Source organism: Citrobacter sp. MGH103, assembly GCF_001034475.2.
Taxonomy (GTDB): Bacteria; Pseudomonadota; Gammaproteobacteria; order Enterobacterales; family Enterobacteriaceae; genus Citrobacter; species Citrobacter freundii.
Map to the genome: position 1 here is coordinate 4,605,251 of NZ_CP073043.1, position 18,074 is coordinate 4,623,324.

The 18,074-nt window shown below is 53.2% G+C and carries 13 protein-coding genes and 3 rRNA genes; 5 read left to right on the top strand and 11 right to left on the bottom strand.

Features of this window, described 5'->3' with window-relative positions; all coding sequences use genetic code 11:
- Window positions 1-29: 29 nt before the first annotated feature.
- Together aceB and metA are read right to left on the bottom strand one after the other, a co-directional pair.
- On the bottom strand, window positions 30-1,631 hold the full coding sequence (gene aceB, locus SK33_RS22190) for a malate synthase A (RefSeq protein WP_032948287.1): 1,602 nt from the start codon (window positions 1,629-1,631) through the stop codon (window positions 30-32).
- Between the two features lie 268 nt (window positions 1,632-1,899).
- Window positions 1,900-2,829: a homoserine O-acetyltransferase MetA gene (gene metA, locus SK33_RS22195; RefSeq protein ID WP_003031605.1), complete on the bottom strand. Its 930-nt coding sequence runs from the start codon at window positions 2,827-2,829 to the stop codon at window positions 1,900-1,902.
- Window positions 2,830-2,985: 156 nt separating this feature from the next.
- On the opposite strand from metA, the gene SK33_RS22200 reads away from it, so the two are divergent.
- A complete protein-coding gene (locus SK33_RS22200) occupies window positions 2,986-3,423 on the top strand; it encodes an acetyltransferase (RefSeq protein ID WP_048220004.1) in 438 nt (145 codons plus the stop codon).
- A 294-nt stretch (window positions 3,424-3,717) separates the two neighbouring features.
- Here the strand turns inward: SK33_RS22200 and rrf are convergent.
- The 3 genes from rrf to SK33_RS22215 all read right to left on the bottom strand — a co-directional run bounded on the left by rrf (window position 3,718) and on the right by SK33_RS22215 (window position 8,608).
- A 5S ribosomal RNA gene (gene rrf, locus SK33_RS22205) occupies window positions 3,718-3,833 on the bottom strand.
- A 92-nt stretch (window positions 3,834-3,925) separates the two neighbouring features.
- Window positions 3,926-6,831, bottom strand: a 23S ribosomal RNA gene (locus SK33_RS22210).
- Window positions 6,832-7,066: 235 nt separating this feature from the next.
- A 16S ribosomal RNA gene (locus SK33_RS22215) occupies window positions 7,067-8,608 on the bottom strand.
- The 16S, 23S and 5S rRNA genes sit together here, the layout of an rRNA operon.
- 621 nt (window positions 8,609-9,229) lie before the next feature.
- On the opposite strand from SK33_RS22215, the gene purH reads away from it, so the two are divergent.
- Together purH and purD are read left to right on the top strand one after the other, a co-directional pair.
- Window positions 9,230-10,819 (top strand): bifunctional phosphoribosylaminoimidazolecarboxamide formyltransferase/IMP cyclohydrolase, encoded by a 1,590-nt coding sequence (purH, locus tag SK33_RS22220; protein ID WP_048220002.1) that lies wholly within the window; start codon window positions 9,230-9,232, stop codon window positions 10,817-10,819.
- A gap of 15 nt (window positions 10,820-10,834) precedes the next feature.
- Entirely contained in the window at window positions 10,835-12,124 is a 1,290-nt protein-coding gene (gene purD / locus SK33_RS22225; RefSeq protein WP_003033057.1) for a phosphoribosylamine--glycine ligase, read from the top strand.
- On the opposite strand, the gene zraR is transcribed toward purD, so the two are convergent.
- Both zraR and zraS read right to left on the bottom strand, forming a co-directional pair.
- Window positions 12,121-13,446 (bottom strand): sigma-54-dependent response regulator transcription factor ZraR, encoded by a 1,326-nt coding sequence (gene zraR, locus SK33_RS22230; protein WP_032937287.1) that lies wholly within the window; start codon window positions 13,444-13,446, stop codon window positions 12,121-12,123. The genes purD and zraR overlap by 4 nt on opposite strands.
- A gap of 5 nt (window positions 13,447-13,451) precedes the next feature.
- On the bottom strand, window positions 13,452-14,837 hold the full coding sequence (gene zraS / locus SK33_RS22235; protein WP_048220000.1) for a two-component system sensor histidine kinase ZraS: 1,386 nt from the start codon (window positions 14,835-14,837) through the stop codon (window positions 13,452-13,454).
- A 57-nt stretch (window positions 14,838-14,894) separates the two neighbouring features.
- Between zraS and SK33_RS22240 the strand changes: the two genes are divergently transcribed.
- Window positions 14,895-15,083, top strand: a complete 189-nt coding sequence (locus SK33_RS22240) for a hypothetical protein (protein WP_128299017.1) — start codon at window positions 14,895-14,897, stop codon at window positions 15,081-15,083.
- 18 nt (window positions 15,084-15,101) lie between these two features.
- Window positions 15,102-15,545, top strand: a complete 444-nt coding sequence (gene zraP / locus SK33_RS22245) for a zinc resistance sensor/chaperone ZraP (protein WP_048219998.1) — start codon at window positions 15,102-15,104, stop codon at window positions 15,543-15,545.
- A gap of 61 nt (window positions 15,546-15,606) precedes the next feature.
- Here zraP and SK33_RS22250 read toward each other — a convergent pair whose 3' ends face one another.
- The 4 genes from SK33_RS22250 to nfi all read right to left on the bottom strand — a co-directional run bounded on the left by SK33_RS22250 (window position 15,607) and on the right by nfi (window position 18,074).
- Window positions 15,607-16,299 carry a DUF1481 domain-containing protein gene (locus SK33_RS22250; RefSeq protein WP_003033064.1) on the bottom strand — a complete coding sequence of 231 codons (693 nt, stop codon included), beginning with the start codon at window positions 16,297-16,299 and terminating at the stop codon, window positions 15,607-15,609.
- Window positions 16,300-16,310: 11 nt separating this feature from the next.
- The gene (gene hupA / locus SK33_RS22255) at window positions 16,311-16,583 is read right to left on the bottom strand and encodes a nucleoid-associated protein HU-alpha (protein ID WP_001044509.1); all 273 of its coding nucleotides are present in this window, start codon (window positions 16,581-16,583) and stop codon (window positions 16,311-16,313) included.
- A 186-nt stretch (window positions 16,584-16,769) separates the two neighbouring features.
- Window positions 16,770-17,360, bottom strand: a complete 591-nt coding sequence (locus SK33_RS22260) for a YjaG family protein (RefSeq protein WP_003842015.1) — start codon at window positions 17,358-17,360, stop codon at window positions 16,770-16,772.
- Between the two features lie 33 nt (window positions 17,361-17,393).
- The gene (gene nfi / locus SK33_RS22265) at window positions 17,394-18,074 is read right to left on the bottom strand and encodes a deoxyribonuclease V (RefSeq protein WP_048219996.1); all 681 of its coding nucleotides are present in this window, start codon (window positions 18,072-18,074) and stop codon (window positions 17,394-17,396) included.

An 18,074-nucleotide genomic window follows, 5' to 3' on the forward strand; every position in this document is an offset into this window, starting at 1 on the left:
GCAGATGCTCCATATTGTTATGTGGTGGATTACGCCAGCAGGCGGTAGCCTGGCAGGGTCAAGAAATCGATCAATTCATCAGAGGTAGTGATTTGCTCCATCAGGCGCGCGGCATCGTCAAAACGTCCGCTGCTGTAGCGGTGTTCGCCCAGCTCGTCCTGAATCACCAGCATCTCTTCGGCCAGCATCTGACGGAACAGCGGTTTGGTAACCGGCTTGCCGTTGCTGAGCGTCTTCTGGTGGTGGATCCACTGCCAGATGGAGGTACGGGAGATTTCGGCAGTGGCCGCATCTTCCATCAGACCGTAAATCGGTACGCAGCCGTTACCGGAGATCCACGCTTCGATGTACTGCACCGCAACACGAATGTTGGCGCGCATGCCTTCTTCAGTACGCTCACCTTCACAAGGCGCCAGCAGTTGTTCTGCAGTAATCGGCGCATCTTCTTCACGGGTCACGAACAGCTGATTTTTGTTTTCACCGAGCACGTCGTTGAACACCGCCATTGCTGTATCTGCCAGTCCCGGATGGGCAATCCATGTGCCGTCATGACCGTTATTGGCTTCCAGCGCTTTGTCCGCTTTTACCTTGGTCAGAACCTGGTTGTTACGTTCCGCATCTTTGCTGGGAATGAACGCTGCCATGCCGCCCATCGCGAATGCGCCACGTTTATGACAGGTTTTAATCAGCAGACGCGAATAGGCGCTGAGGAATGGCTTATCCATCGTCACCACCTGACGGTCCGGCAGCACGCGATCCGGATGGTTCTTCAGCGTTTTGATATAGCTGAAAATGTAGTCCCAGCGACCGCAGTTCAGACCCACAATATGGTCACGCAGGGCGTGCAGAATTTCGTCCATCTGGAAGACAGCCGGCAGCGTTTCAATCAGCAGAGTCGCTTTGATGGTGCCGCGCGGCAGATTAAAGCGATCTTCTGCATAGCTGAACACTTCGCTCCACCATGCTGCTTCTTGCCAGGCTTGCGTTTTTGGCAGGTAGAAGTAAGGGCCGCTGCCTTTTGCCAGCAACGTTTTGTAGTTGTGGAAGAAATAGAGGGCAAAATCGAACAGGCTGCCCGGGATGGATTCGCCACGCCAGGTGACGTGTTTTTCCGGCAGATGCAGACCACGAACGCGGCATACCAACAGAGCCGGATTAGGTTTGAGCTGGTAAATTTTACCCGCTTCGTTGGTATAGCTAATGGTGCCATTGACCGCATCGCGCAGGTTTATCTGCCCGTCGATAACTTTGCTCCACTCAGGAGCCAGCGAATCTTCGAAGTCAGCCATAAAGACTTTGACGTTCGCGTTGAGCGCGTTGATAACCATCTTGCGCTCAACGGGTCCGGTTATCTCTACGCGGCGATCCAGTAAATCATCAGGAATACCGCGAATCTTCCAGTCACCCTCACGAATGGAAGCTGTTTCCGAAATAAAATCAGGCAACTTACCGTCATCAATATCCTGCTGCTGCTGAATACGTGCAGCCAGAAGTTTATTGCGTTTTGGCGTAAATCTTGTCACCAGTTCAGTCAGAAACTCTACTGCTTCAGCGGTCAGAATTTGTTGCTCCTGTTCGCCACGCGGCCTGGTGAAGACCAGTTCATCGGTTGTCGTTGCCTGTTGATTCATTGCGTAGTTCCTCGTCATTGATCCAAACACATCCCCAATGCGAACGAAGGATCGTTGTGCGCTTTTCGTTCAGCACAACTAAGACTACTCATTTAAATTTCAAAATCAAAAACAATTTCCATTTTTAATTTAATTATCGATTAACCTATTGATAACAATATAAATAAAATTTAATTACACTGTGAGGTGCGTTTCGGAAATAAAAAAGGCACCCGAAGGTGCCTGATTCAATATGCTGAAACGCTTAAGGATCGTCTGCTACAGAAGATTAATCCAGCGTTGGATTCATGTGACGCAGATCATATGGCGTGATCTGGTAGACGTAATAGTTGAGCCAGTTGGTAAACAACAGATTACCGTGGCTACGCCAGGTTGCCCGCGGTTTGTTTTGCGGGTCATCTTTCGGGAAATAGTTATAGGGCACTTCCGGCGTTAGGCCCGCTTCGACGTCACGAAAATACTCACTGCCGAGCGTATGGGCATCATATTCCGGATGGCCCGTCACAAAGGCAATTCGTTTATCTTTGCTGGCAAACAGGTAGGCATCTCCCTCTTCGGTTTCAGCAAAAATCTCGAGATCGGTGTAGTCGCGAATAAGCGCAGCAGGAAAATCGGCATAGCGCGAATGCGGAGCCAGGAACGCATCATCGAATCCACGCGTCAGCAGCGCATGAGGATGCAGAATATGGTGCTCATAGACGCCTGAAAGTTTGTCCGTACGGGTTTGCTTAGGAATTCCGTACAGGATATTCAGCGCGGCCTGCACCGCCCAACAAACAAATAGCGTTGAGGTAACGTGATCTTTCGCCCATTCAAGCACTTGTTGAATCTGCGGCCAGTAAGCCACGTCATTAAATTCAACCAGACCCAACGGCGCGCCGGTCACGATCAGTCCGTCAAAGTTCTGCTCGCAGATATCCTCGAAATTACAGTAAAAGTTATTCAGATGCTCCGTAGGGGTGTTACGTGACTCGCGAGCATCGATGCGCAATAGCTGAACATCTACCTGTAGCGGTGAGTTAGACAGTAAGCGCAGGAACTGGTTTTCCGTTTCAATCTTCTTGGGCATCAGGTTGAGGATGAGCACCTTCAGTGGTCGAATTTCCTGACCGGAAGCGCGGGATGTCGTCATCACAAAGACGTTTTCCTCACGCAAGAAATTGACGGCGGGTAGCTCGTCCTGCACGCGAATTGGCATAACCTGATAACCTCACTACATACGTTTAAACGTTTAGACATCCAGATAGCTGAAGATACCCAGGAATCATGCGAATGTCGAGCCTGCATCCTCAAGTTGAGAAAGTTTCACGGCCCTTGCTGTAGAATAGTGCAGTAAAGATAAAAGGAGAATGCTATGCCCTTTACCATTCGTCGTTCGCGTAAGGACGAAGGTGATAAGCTCATATCTATTTGGTGTCGTTCTGTCGATGCGACGCACCGTTTCCTCTCTGCGGAGTATCGGATTGAGCTGGAAGAGCTGGTAAGTTCATTTTTACCAGAAGCTCCGCTATGGGTTGCAGTGACAGAACAAGATGAGCCTGTCGCCTTTATGCTTCTGACCGATCAGCATATGGATGCGTTGTTTGTCGATCCGGATGTGCGTGGTAGTGGCGTTGGTAAACTGCTGATTGAACATGCTTTATCAATGAGTTCAACGCTGACAACCAACGTTAATGAACAGAATGAGCAGGCAGTTGGATTCTATAAGAAGATGGGATTTACTGTGACGGGACGTACAGAGGTGGACGATCTCGGACGAGCATACCCGTTACTCAACCTCGTACACGGGTAGCCGTACTTATTGCCTGATGCGCTGCACTTATCAGGCCTGCACAATACGTTCAGCCCGGCGGTTTTTACCCCGCACACACACAAAAAAGCCCATCCGTCAGGATGGGCTTCTTCACTTTATTTGATGCCTGCCAGTTTATGGCGGGCGTCCTGCCCGCCACCCTCCGGGCCGTTGCTGCGCAACGTTCAAATCCGCTCCCGGCGGATTTGTCCTCCTCAGGAGAGCGCTCACCGACAGACCACAGATAAAACAAAAGGCCCGGTCTTTCGACCGGGCCTTTCGCTTTTATTTGATGCCTGGCAGTTCCCTACTCTCGCATGGGGAGACCCCACACTACCATCGGCGCTACGGCGTTTCACTTCTGAGTTCGGCATGGGGTCAGGTGGGACCACCGCGCTACAGCCGCCAGGCAAATTCTGTTTATCAGACCGCCTTATGCGTTCTGATGTAATCTGTAATCAAGCTGAATGTCGTCTCTTCGCCAAAACATCTTCGGCGTTGTAAGGTTAAGCCTCACGGTTCATTAGTATCGGTTAGCTCAACGTATCGCTACGCTTACACACCCGACCTATCAACGTCATCGTCTTTAACGTTCCTTCAGGAGACTTTAAGTCTCAGGGAGAACTCATCTCGGGGCAAGTTTCGTGCTTAGATGCTTTCAGCACTTATCTCTTCCGCATTTAGCTACCGGGCAATGCCATTGGCATGACAACCCGAACACCAGTGATGCGTCCACTCCGGTCCTCTCGTACTAGGAGCAGCCCCCCTCAATTCTCCAGCGCCCACGGCAGATAGGGACCGAACTGTCTCACGACGTTCTAAACCCAGCTCGCGTACCACTTTAAATGGCGAACAGCCATACCCTTGGGACCTACTTCAGCCCCAGGATGTGATGAGCCGACATCGAGGTGCCAAACACCGCCGTCGATATGAACTCTTGGGCGGTATCAGCCTGTTATCCCCGGAGTACCTTTTATCCGTTGAGCGATGGCCCTTCCATTCAGAACCACCGGATCACTAAGACCTGCTTTCGCACCTGCTCGAGCCGTCACTCTCGCAGTCAAGCTAGCTTATGCCTTTGCACTAACCTCCTGATGTCCGACCAGGATTAGCTAACCTTCGTGCTCCTCCGTTACTCTTTAGGAGGAGACCGCCCCAGTCAAACTACCCACCAGACACTGTCCGCAACCCGGATTACGGGTCCACGTTAGAACACCAGCCATTAAAGGGTGGTATTTCAAGGATGGCTCCATGCAGACTGGCGTCCACACTTCAAAGCCTCCCACCTATCCTACACATCAAGGACCAGTGTTCAGTGTCAAGCTATAGTAAAGGTTCACGGGGTCTTTCCGTCTTGCCGCGGGTACACTGCATCTTCACAGCGAGTTCAATTTCACTGAGTCTCGGGTGGAGACAGCCTGGCCATCATTACGCCATTCGTGCAGGTCGGAACTTACCCGACAAGGAATTTCGCTACCTTAGGACCGTTATAGTTACGGCCGCCGTTTACCGGGGCTTCGATCAAGAGCTTCTCCTTACGGATAACCCCATCAATTAACCTTCCGGCACCGGGCAGGCGTCACACCGTATACGTCCACTTTCGTGTTTGCACAGTGCTGTGTTTTTAATAAACAGTTGCAGCCAGCTGGTATCTTCGACTGATTTCAGCTCCATGAGTAAATCACTTCACCTACATATCAGCGTGCCTTCTCCCGAAGTTACGGCACCATTTTGCCTAGTTCCTTCACCCGAGTTCTCTCAAGCGCCTTGGTATTCTCTACCTGACCACCTGTGTCGGTTTGGGGTACGATTTCGTGTTACCTGATGCTTAGAGGCTTTTCCTGGAAGCAGGGCATTTGTTACTTCAGCACCGTAGTGCCTCGTCATCACACCTCAGCGTTAAAAGGTACCGGATTTACCTGGAACCTCCGCCTACATGCTTAAACCGGGACAACCGTCGCCCGGCTAACATAGCCTTCTCCGTCCCCCCTTCGCAGTAACACCAAGTACAGGAATATTAACCTGTTTCCCATCGACTACGCCTTTCGGCCTCGCCTTAGGGGTCGACTCACCCTGCCCCGATTAACGTTGGACAGGAACCCTTGGTCTTCCGGCGTGCGGGTTTTTCACCCGCATTATCGTTACTTATGTCAGCATTCGCACTTCTGATACCTCCAGCATACCTCACAGTACACCTTCAACGGCTTACAGAACGCTCCCCTACCCAACAACACATAGTGTCGCTGCCGCAGCTTCGGTGCATGGTTTAGCCCCGTTACATCTTCCGCGCAGGCCGACTCGACCAGTGAGCTATTACGCTTTCTTTAAATGATGGCTGCTTCTAAGCCAACATCCTGGCTGTCTGTGCCTTCCCACATCGTTTCCCACTTAACCATGACTTTGGGACCTTAGCTGGCGGTCTGGGTTGTTTCCCTCTTCACGACGGACGTTAGCACCCGCCGTGTGTCTCCCGTGATAACATTCTTCGGTATTCGCAGTTTGCATCGGGTTGGTAAGTCGGGATGACCCCCTAGCCGAAACAGTGCTCTACCCCCGAAGATGAATTCACGAGGCGCTACCTAAATAGCTTTCGGGGAGAACCAGCTATCTCCCGGTTTGATTGGCCTTTCACCCCCAGCCACAAGTCATCCGCTAATTTTTCAACATTAGTCGGTTCGGTCCTCCAGTTAGTGTTACCCAACCTTCAACCTGCCCATGGCTAGATCACCGGGTTTCGGGTCTATACCCTGCAACTTAACGCCCAGTTAAGACTCGGTTTCCCTTCGGCTCCCCTATACGGTTAACCTTGCTACAGAATATAAGTCGCTGACCCATTATACAAAAGGTACGCAGTCACCCCATAAAGAGGCTCCCACTGCTTGTACGTACACGGTTTCAGGTTCTTTTTCACTCCCCTCGCCGGGGTTCTTTTCGCCTTTCCCTCACGGTACTGGTTCACTATCGGTCAGTCAGGAGTATTTAGCCTTGGAGGATGGTCCCCCCATATTCAGACAGGATACCACGTGTCCCGCCCTACTCTTCGAGTTCACAACCTGTGCATTTTGGTGTACGGGACTATCACCCTGTACCGTCGGACTTTCCAGACCGTTCCACTAACACACAAGCTGATTCAGACTCTGGGCTGCTCCCCGTTCGCTCGCCGCTACTGGGGGAATCTCGGTTGATTTCTTTTCCTCGGGGTACTTAGATGTTTCAGTTCCCCCGGTTCGCTTCATTACGCTATGTATTCACGTAATGATAGTGTGACGAATCACACTGGGTTTCCCCATTCGGAAATCGCCGGTTATAACGGTTCATATCACCTTACCGACGCTTATCGCAGATTAGCACGTCCTTCATCGCCTCTGACTGCCAGGGCATCCACCGTGTACGCTTAGTCGCTTAACCTCACAACCCGAAGATGTTTCTTTCGATTCATCATCGACTTGCAAAAATTTGAGAGACTCGAACACACCATTTTTCATTTCTTATTACGGAGAAATGAAACAGTGTGTCGTTTCAATTTTCAGCTTGATCCAGATTTTTAAAGAGCAAAACTTCTTAATGCACTCGAAAGTACATTCAGAAGTTCATCATTCATCAGACAATCTGTGTGAGCACTACAAAGAACGTTTCTTTAAGGTAAGGAGGTGATCCAACCGCAGGTTCCCCTACGGTTACCTTGTTACGACTTCACCCCAGTCATGAATCACAAAGTGGTAAGCGCCCTCCCGAAGGTTAAGCTACCTACTTCTTTTGCAACCCACTCCCATGGTGTGACGGGCGGTGTGTACAAGGCCCGGGAACGTATTCACCGTGGCATTCTGATCCACGATTACTAGCGATTCCGACTTCATGGAGTCGAGTTGCAGACTCCAATCCGGACTACGACATACTTTATGAGGTCCGCTTGCTCTCGCGAGGTCGCTTCTCTTTGTATATGCCATTGTAGCACGTGTGTAGCCCTACTCGTAAGGGCCATGATGACTTGACGTCATCCCCACCTTCCTCCAGTTTATCACTGGCAGTCTCCTTTGAGTTCCCGGCCGGACCGCTGGCAACAAAGGATAAGGGTTGCGCTCGTTGCGGGACTTAACCCAACATTTCACAACACGAGCTGACGACAGCCATGCAGCACCTGTCTCAGAGTTCCCGAAGGCACCAAAGCATCTCTGCTAAGTTCTCTGGATGTCAAGAGTAGGTAAGGTTCTTCGCGTTGCATCGAATTAAACCACATGCTCCACCGCTTGTGCGGGCCCCCGTCAATTCATTTGAGTTTTAACCTTGCGGCCGTACTCCCCAGGCGGTCGACTTAACGCGTTAGCTCCGGAAGCCACGCCTCAAGGGCACAACCTCCAAGTCGACATCGTTTACGGCGTGGACTACCAGGGTATCTAATCCTGTTTGCTCCCCACGCTTTCGCACCTGAGCGTCAGTCTTTGTCCAGGGGGCCGCCTTCGCCACCGGTATTCCTCCAGATCTCTACGCATTTCACCGCTACACCTGGAATTCTACCCCCCTCTACAAGACTCTAGCCTGCCAGTTTCGGATGCAGTTCCCAGGTTGAGCCCGGGGATTTCACATCCGACTTGACAGACCGCCTGCGTGCGCTTTACGCCCAGTAATTCCGATTAACGCTTGCACCCTCCGTATTACCGCGGCTGCTGGCACGGAGTTAGCCGGTGCTTCTTCTGCGAGTAACGTCAATCGCTGAGGTTATTAACCACAACGCCTTCCTCCTCGCTGAAAGTACTTTACAACCCGAAGGCCTTCTTCATACACGCGGCATGGCTGCATCAGGCTTGCGCCCATTGTGCAATATTCCCCACTGCTGCCTCCCGTAGGAGTCTGGACCGTGTCTCAGTTCCAGTGTGGCTGGTCATCCTCTCAGACCAGCTAGGGATCGTCGCCTAGGTGAGCCGTTACCCCACCTACTAGCTAATCCCATCTGGGCACATCCGATGGCAAGAGGCCCGAAGGTCCCCCTCTTTGGTCTTGCGACGTTATGCGGTATTAGCTACCGTTTCCAGTAGTTATCCCCCTCCATCGGGCAGTTTCCCAGACATTACTCACCCGTCCGCCACTCGTCACCCAAGGAGCAAGCTCCTCTGTGCTACCGTTCGACTTGCATGTGTTAGGCCTGCCGCCAGCGTTCAATCTGAGCCATGATCAAACTCTTCAATTTAAGTTTGATGCTCGTGAATTAAACTTCGTAATGAATTACGTATGTTCACTCAGAGACTTGGTATTCATTTTTCGTCTTGCGACGTTAAGAATCCGTATCTTCGAGTGCCCACACAGATTGTCTGATAAATTGTTAAAGAGCAGTTGCGACGCGCTTTAGCGCTCTGTCGCGAGGTGGCGTATATTACGCTTTCCTCTTTCAGAGTCAACCCTCATTTTCAGGTTTTTCTCTTCAACCGAACCGGCTGTTTGTGTGAAGTGATTCACATCCGCCGTGTCGATGGAGGCGCATTATAGGGAGTTTCCTGTGGCCCGCAACCCTTAAATGACAGAAAAATGACTGACTGCTGCATTCCACAGCAAAACCCCGTCTTATACCCATTTACGCACAGAGTTATCCACAAACCACACGATCGTTTCTACGATCCTCTCGTTATATCAGCCTCTTTCAACTGAAAAAGAAGAGGTCAAAATCGAAAATTAAAAATTCGCGAGCGTTGCGCAAACGTTTTCGTTACAATGCCCCCGCACAACAAGGATGCCCCGTAAGGGGCGTTAGCTGAGTTTTTAGCCAAGAATTCACCTAACGCTCTCTGTAATAGTCAAATCCAGGGGATTTACCATGCAACAACGTCGTCCAGTCCGCCGCGCTCTGCTCAGTGTTTCTGACAAGGCCGGTATCATCGAATTCGCCCAGGCACTTTCCGCACGTGGTGTGGAGCTGCTGTCTACAGGTGGCACTGCGCGCCTGTTAGCAGAGAAAGGTCTGCCGGTAACCGAAGTTTCCGATTACACCGGTTTCCCGGAAATGATGGATGGACGCGTGAAGACCCTGCATCCGAAGGTCCACGGCGGCATCCTCGGTCGTCGCGGCCAGGATGATGCCATTATGGAACAACACCACATTGCTCCTATCGATATGGTTGTCGTTAACCTGTATCCGTTCGCCGAGACCGTCGCACGCGAAGGCTGCTCGCTGGAAGATGCAGTAGAGAACATCGATATCGGCGGCCCGACCATGGTGCGCTCCGCCGCGAAGAATCATAAAGATGTAGCTATCGTTGTGAAGAGCAGCGACTACGACGCCATTATTAAAGAGATGGATGCCAACGACGGTTCTCTGACCCTCGACACCCGTTTCGATCTCGCGATTAAAGCCTTCGAACACACCGCCGCTTACGACAGCATGATTGCCAATTACTTCGGCAGCATGGTTCCGGCTTACCACGGCGAAAGCAAAGAAGCCGCCGGTCGCTTCCCACGTACGCTGAACCTGAACTTCATTAAGAAGCAGGATATGCGCTACGGCGAGAACAGCCACCAGCAGGCTGCCTTCTATATAGAAGAAAATGTTAAAGAAGCCTCCGTTGCCACTGCGCAGCAGGTACAGGGCAAAGCACTTTCCTACAACAACATCGCCGATACCGATGCGGCGCTGGAGTGCGTGAAAGAATTCAACGAGCCAGCCTGTGTGATCGTTAAGCACGCTAACCCGTGTGGCGTGGCGGTAAGCACTTCTATTCTCGACGCTTACGACAGTGCCTACAAAACCGACCCGACCTCCGCGTTCGGCGGCATCATCGCCTTTAACCGCGAGCTGGATGCTGAAACCGCGCAGGCGATTATCTCCCGCCAGTTCGTGGAAGTGATCATCGCGCCATCCGCCACCGAAGAAGCACTGAACATTACCGCTGCCAAGCAGAACGTTCGCGTGCTGGTCTGCGGCCAATGGGCGCAGCGCGTTCCGGGCCTGGACTTCAAGCGCGTAAACGGCGGCCTGCTGGTTCAGGACTGTGACCTGGGTATGGTGAGCGAAGCTGAACTGCGCGTAGTGACCAAACGCCAGCCGACCGAGCAGGAGCTGCGCGATGCGCTGTTCTGCTGGAAAGTGGCGAAGTTCGTGAAATCCAATGCCATTGTTTATGCCAAAGAGAACATGACTATTGGCATAGGCGCAGGCCAGATGAGCCGCGTGTACTCCGCGAAAATCGCCGGGATCAAAGCGGCCGACGAAGGCCTGGAAGTGAAAGGTTCTGCAATGGCTTCTGACGCTTTCTTCCCGTTCCGCGACGGGATTGATGCCGCTGCTGCCGCCGGTGTGACCTGCGTGATCCAGCCGGGTGGTTCTATTCGCGATGACGAAGTGATTGCCGCCGCCAATGAACACGGCATTGCGATGGTATTTACCGATATGCGCCACTTCCGCCATTAATCCACGGAGCAGACGATGAAAGTATTAGTGATTGGCAACGGCGGGCGCGAGCACGCCCTGGCGTGGAAAGCGGCGCAGTCGCCAAAAGTCGAAACAGTATTTGTCGCCCCGGGCAATGCGGGCACCGCGCTGGAACCCACGCTGCAAAACGTGGCCATCGGCGTAACCGATATTCCAGCGCTGCTGGACTTTGCCCAGAACGAGAAGATCGATCTGACCATCGTTGGCCCGGAAGCGCCGCTGGTGATTGGCGTGGTCGATGCGTTCCGCGCCGCCGGTCTGAAAATCTTCGGCCCAACCGAAGGTGCCGCGCAGCTGGAAGGCTCCAAAGCCTTCACCAAAGATTTCCTCGCCCGTCACCAGATTCCGACGGCGGAATATCAGAACTTCACCGAAATCGAACCTGCGCTGGCTTACCTGCGCGAGAAAGGCGCGCCGATCGTTATCAAAGCTGACGGTCTGGCTGCCGGGAAAGGCGTTATCGTGGCGATGACGCTGGAGGAAGCCGAAGCCGCGGTTCATGACATGCTGGCCGGCAACGCGTTTGGCGACGCGGGCCACCGCATCGTGATTGAAGAGTTCCTCGACGGTGAAGAAGCGAGCTTTATTGTCATGGTCGACGGTGAGCACGTGCTGCCGATGGCCACCAGCCAGGACCACAAGCGCGTGGGCAATGGCGATACCGGCCCAAACACCGGCGGGATGGGTGCTTACTCACCAGCGCCGGTGGTAACTGATGAAGTGCATCAGCGCACCATGGAACGCATCATCTGGCCAACCGTGAAAGGCATGGCGGCGGAAGGTAACACCTACACCGGTTTCCTTTATGCGGGCCTGATGATCGACAAGCAGGGCAACCCAAAGGTTATCGAGTTTAACTGCCGCTTCGGCGATCCGGAAACCCAGCCGATCATGCTGCGCATGAAGTCCGATCTGGTGGAGCTGTGCCTCGCCGCCTGTGACGGCAAGCTGGATGAGAAAACCTCCGAGTGGGACGAACGCGCCTCGCTGGGTGTGGTCATTGCCGCCGGAGGTTATCCGGGTAATTACAATACCGGCGATGAGATCCACGGTCTGCCGCTGGAAGACGTCGCTGACGGTAAAGTGTTCCACGCGGGCACCAAACTGTCTGCTGACGATCGCGTGCTGACCAACGGTGGTCGCGTGCTGTGCGCCACCGCGCTGGGCAACACCGTGGCTGAAGCGCAGAAACGCGCTTACGCCCTGATGACCGACATCCGCTGGGATGGCAGCTTCAGCCGTAACGACATCGGCTGGCGCGCCATTGAACGCGAGCAACGCTAACGCGAAATTTTCGCCAGCAGCGTTTTACGCGTAATGCCTAACTGACGGGCGGCTTCCGTTTTATTGCCGCCCGTTTTTTCAAGCGCCGCCAGAATCACCTCCTTTTCGACATCCACCAGCGGTTGGATCTCGCCACTGAATTCCGTTTTTATCGGCGTCGCGGCAATCGCCATCGGCAGTTCACGTTCGGAAATATATTCCCCCGTCAGCAGCACCACCGAGCGCTCAATCGCATTTTCCAGCTCACGAATATTGCCCGGCCAGTCGTAGTGGATCAGCAGATCCATCGCCTGCGGAGTAAAGCCTTTCACCGCTTTACGGTTACGCGCGGCAAAACGCTGGAGAAAATGTTCGGCTAACAGCGGAATATCTTCCCGGCGCTGGCACAGCGCTGGCATTTCAATGGTGACGACGTTCAGACGATAGTAGAGATCCTGACGAAAGCGCCCGGCGCTGACTTCCTCTGCTAGATCGCGATGCGTAGCGGCTATCAGCCGGACATCAACCGCAATGGTCTGATTGCTACCAACTCGCTGCACTTCTCGCTCCTGGATAGCCCGCAGCAAACGCACCTGCATCAGCGGTGAGATATCGCCAATTTCATCAAGAAATAACGTGCCACCATCGGCTTCCACAAAGCGCCCTTCCCGGCGTTTATCCGCCCCGGTAAACGCCCCTTTCTCGTGACCAAAAAGTTCGGACTCCAGCAGCGATTCATTAAGCGCCGCGCAGTTGAGCGTCACCAGCGGCTTATCGCGACGGGCGCTGCTGGCATGCAGCGCCCGGGCCACCAGTTCTTTGCCCGTGCCGGAGTCTCCGTGAATGAGCACTGTCGCATCTGAGGGCGCAACCATCGCGATTTCATTGAGCAACTTCTGCATCGCCGGACTGCTGCCAATCATGCCAAACTGCGCAGCCGACGCTGACGGCAATTCAGCGCCCATTTCCCGCGTATGCGCCAGCGCCTTTTCCAGCGTCTCCTGCAGACGGTCAAAATCCAGCGGCTTGATTAAGTAGTCCAGCGCCCCGGTTTTAAGCGCCTCAACGGCGGTCTCTACGCTGGAGAACGCCGTCATGATCAAGACCGGAATCGCCGGATTCAGCGCTTTAATCTCTTTCAGCGTTGCGATACCGTCCATCTCCGCCATGCGTACATCACACAGCACTAAATCAAATACGCGTTCGCGCACCTGTTCCAGCGCCGCTCGCCCGCTATAGGCCAGCGCGACCTCATAACCCCAGCCGCGCAGCAGCGCCTGTAAAATGGTGCAGTGGCTGATATCGTCATCTACTACCAGAATATTGATTTTTCCGCGCGTCATCCTTGTTAATCCTGTTGTTTCGCTTTGGTCGGCAGCCAAAGGGTAAAGGTCGCACCTTTGCCCTCAACGCTTGCCACCTGAATGGTGCCACCATGCTGTTCGATAATGTTCTGCACTACCGCCAGCCCGAGGCCGGTTCCGTCAGCTTTGGTTGTAAAGTAAGGCGTAAAAATGGCCTCCAACTGTTCCGCTACAATTCCCTTCCCGCTATCGGTAACCACAATTTTAACGCGATCGCCGCTGCTTTCATTCGCTTCAACCGTGATCGTGCCCTGACGACCAATCGCATGAATGGCGTTCAGATACAGATTCAACAAAACCTGAGTCAGTCGGTCAGGATCGGCCTGGATAGCGGGCAGCGTAGAATTGGCCGAAAAGCGGAGCTGGATTTCCCTGCTTGCCGCATCCTGACCCACCAGGTGTAATGAGTGGGTGATAACCTCATTGAGATCCACCTGTTGCAGCGTCAGATGTGCAGGCTTCACCAGCTCCAGCAGCTCGCTCACCACCCGATTTAAACGATCCGCCTCTTTTGCCATCACCTGTGCCAGCTCATGCGACTCGCCTCCTGCCGGGGTTCGCTCGGCAAAATACTTCGCCAGACCTTTGATCGATGAAAGCGGGTTACGAATTTCATGCGCCACTCCAGCCGCAAGATGCCCGAGCGCTAACAGTTTTTCTTTACGCTTCATCGCATCCTGAAGTTCTTTGTACGAACGCTGATAGCGCTGATACCAGAAGAACGTCAGTACGGTGGCCAGCAACACAGCCGCCAGCGCACAGAGGACTATCAGTGTGTTACGCCACTCTCTTGCCTGAGTCGCTGTCAGATCGCTGGCATCAAAGGCGATAAATATGATTTGCGCTGGGGTGATAAGCTGCCCGTCATTGCTGGCACAGCGCGCCATGCCGTGGCGTCCTGGACCATACATCGGCTGAAACTGGCGATAAATTTCCAGGGCCGGCGTTTTTTCACCATCCCTCGCTGGAATTTCAATATTCCGCCAGCTTTCTTGCTCCCCAGGACTAAGCTGTCGCAGGACATCCGGTGAATAGAGCGTTTTTCCGACCATCGCGGAATTGCTGTGAGTAATAATGACACCATGCTCATCGACGACGGCAAACCATAGCACGCCTGGTTGTACGGCCATTTCCTCCAGTAGCGTCTGCTGCTGGGCATGATGCATGCGCATCCCCATGCCTACACGCGTACCAGACTCCAGAGCGCGAATGAGCACGCTGCCTTTTTCCAGTAGCGTTTGCCGCGCGGCACCACTTTCCCGCCCATAGTCCCGAATAGTCATAATCGAAAACCAGCCGACCAAAATCAGGATTGCCGCCAGCAAGAGTCGGCTCAACCACTTTGCCACCGTATCCTTATAAAGACGCATACGCTCTCCCTTTATCCCACTTGTTCCTTTCATCGTTGCAGGTATACAGCAGAAATCATGCCATTTTTTCCCCCTGATAACCCTGCCCTCAGACACAAACAGCTGAAAGTACCGGGTAAAAATGACTCGCTGGCGCGTTCTGGCGAGTCATTTTTACTCGTTTTCCTGCAAAGACGGCGGGTACGACGCCCGCAGGACTGGGATTGCCGCTTTGGCACGGAAGATGCAATAGGGAATGTAAGCTAACCAACAGGAGAACGAACGATGAAACGGAACAACAAACTGGCACTGATTGCACTTTCTCTGATCGCACTGGGCTCCACCCCGGTACTGGCGCAGAATCACTGGGGATATGGTGATGGAATGCAGCAACGGGGCGGTACCCCAATGACCGCTGAGCAGCAGGCTGCCGCACAGAAAATCTATGATGATTACTACTCCCAGACCAGCGCGTTGCGCCAACAGCTGACATCCAAACGTTATGAGTACAATGCACTATTAACGGCCAGCTCGCCGGACACGGCAAAAATTAATGCCGTTGCAAAAGAGATGGAAGCGTTGAATCAGTCTCTGGACGAGCAGCGCGTTAAACGCGATGTCGCAATGGCGCAGGCTGGCGTGCCACGTGGCGCGGGAATGGGCTACGGCGGATGCGGCGGTGGCAGTAACCATCGCGGCGGCGGCCATATGGGAATGGGTCACTGGTAAAAGACTTAATGCCTAATGACGCCATACGGTTCAGGCCTGCTGACTACCTGTCTTCAGGTTTTCAGAAAGTTTTGGCTGTAGGCTGCCAGTGACAAAAATCTTCATTGGCGACTAGCAGTATCTGCGACCCTTCGGGCGCTTCCAGCCATGCCACACTCACCTCTACGGATGAATGTTTCTGGCGGCGCTCGATATGGTTTATCGCCCACGACTCCAGGTCTGGCTTCAGCGTTTCACCTTCACAGGTTGTGACCGTGTTATCCGCATGCCAACGTCCCTGACGCAATATCACCCGTCCCTGACGCAGCGCATCGCTGGTCTGGCGAATTTGATCGGCGCGATAGCGGTAAAGCGCGATTTGATCGCTGGAAAGCTGCTGCTTTTGCCCGTCGACTTCACGCTGCATGAAGCTCAGTTCGCCCCGGTCATCGAAGCGTATACGGACATGTTCAGCCGGTTTACTGTAAACGTTGAGTTCTATCAGAGAGAGCGAATCACCCTGCCAGCGGTATTCACTGGTAGTGGTTTCGCCTTTTCGCCACGGACTAAATACCGAGAGCAAGTGAACATCGTCACCGGAGTCTTTACGCCAAATGCGTACCGCCCCCTGATCGCCAACATAGCCGCTGGCCGTGAACGGAGGAAGCTCAGAATGGCTACCGCAGGCAGACAGTAACAGAACACCTGAAAGCCAAAGCGTATGACGCCAGATGGACAAAAGGGGCGAAACCGCCCCTTCGTTAAAACTGTTCACTGCCACGCGAATTACTTAACCGCGTCTTTCAGTGCTTTACCAGAAACAAATGCCGGTACGTTAGCTGCGGCAATTTTGATTTCTTTACCGGTCTGCGGGTTGCGGCCAGTGCGCTCAGCACGGTGGTTCACTTTGAAGGTACCGAAACCAACCAGTTGTACAGCATCGCCTTCTTTCAGAGACTCAGTAATAGCAGCCAGAGTGGATTCCAGAGCAGCTTTAGCCTGTGTTTTAGACAGTTCTGCTTTGTCTGCAATTACATCAATCAGTTGAGTCTTGTTCATAAGTTATCCTTACAATGTGTTTATCGCTTGCTAAGCATCGAGTGCGACGGAAATGCCAGAAAAGCACTCTCCTGCATACACGCACCGATAGCCACTTTTTTTCGCCCCCCAAATGTAGACCAGACCGGGGGCGGATGGGAAGCCTTCAGGCACGACAAATCAGGCGTTAAATCACGTTTTGTGGTGTCATTGCTGAAAATTTATACCAATATTGCTCTCGCCAGCCTCGCGCAGGTCTGCACGCAGCCCTTTTATCAGCTCAATATCGCGTTCTTCACAGTCGGCTAAAAGTCGGAAAATTTCCCACTGAATATCCCATTCTTGCTCAACGGCAGGGTTCTCTTTGAGCTCTTCATCGGTCATTTCGCGACCAGCCTGGGTCATTTCCAGCATCGCTACCGTCGTAATCGAAGCTTTACTAACTTCAATTGCATGCTCCAGCGTTTCACCGCTAAGACGTGAATGCATCAGTTCGCTTAATGCCACACAGGCATCAATCGCCGGATAAACGCCGTACAGATCGTAATCGTCTGCAGAAGGAATGGCCTCTTCAAACTTTTCCAGCTGGCTGTCGAAATTGATTTTCGCGTCTTTAACCGTCAGCGCTTCCCAAATCAGATCCAGAATTCGGCGGTAAATCTGTCCATCACCAAATTCAGTTTGCTTGCAGAACATGGCGTAATTCGGGTACATGCGTTCGCACAGACAGGCCATAAACGTGACGTGCTGCCAGCTTTCCAGCTTCTCCAGACGCAGGTGAATCGGATTTTGTAACATGATGAGTTCTCAAATACGGAAATTAGCCGCAGTTTACCCGATATGGGGCGCTTTTGCTGCAAGCCGCGTAAAAGCCGGGCGTTCGGATGCCACCGCATCTGCCCAGCGCGTTGGTTCCGGCAGACGATAGCCGTTCATACAGCGTTGTACCCACGCCAGTGCGCTGTCCAAACTCACGCGGTGGCCCGTAGAAATAAACAACGGGTTACAGCGCGCTTTGCTGCGCCAGACCCATGCCAGCTGTTCGCCTTTATCCAGCAATGGCACTAGCGCACCGGGTTCAGCAGCGAGCGGTTCAAACTTGCCACACAGCCGTTTTTTCGCCACACCGATCGTTGGGACGTCCACCAGCAGGCCAAAATGGCTGGCCACGCCCAGACGGCGCGGGTGCGAAATGCCGTGCCCGTCAACGAACAGCAGATCTGGCTTGTGCGAGAGCAGTTGCCAGGCGGCCATCAGCGCGGGGGTTTCACGAAAGGAGAGAAAACCGGGAATGTAGGGCATGGTAGTGGCGATACGCGCCACCTTATATTCAACCAGTTCAAGCGTGGGATACTTCAGTAAGACCATCGCGGCTCGCGTCACTTCGCCACCCTGCTCAAACCCAACGTCCGCCCCGCCGATCAGATCCGGCGGATCGTACTTCAGACGATCCTCGCGGATCAATGAAGAGGCCAGTTCAAGCTGCTGCGCGCGTAATGACGCGAGATCCAT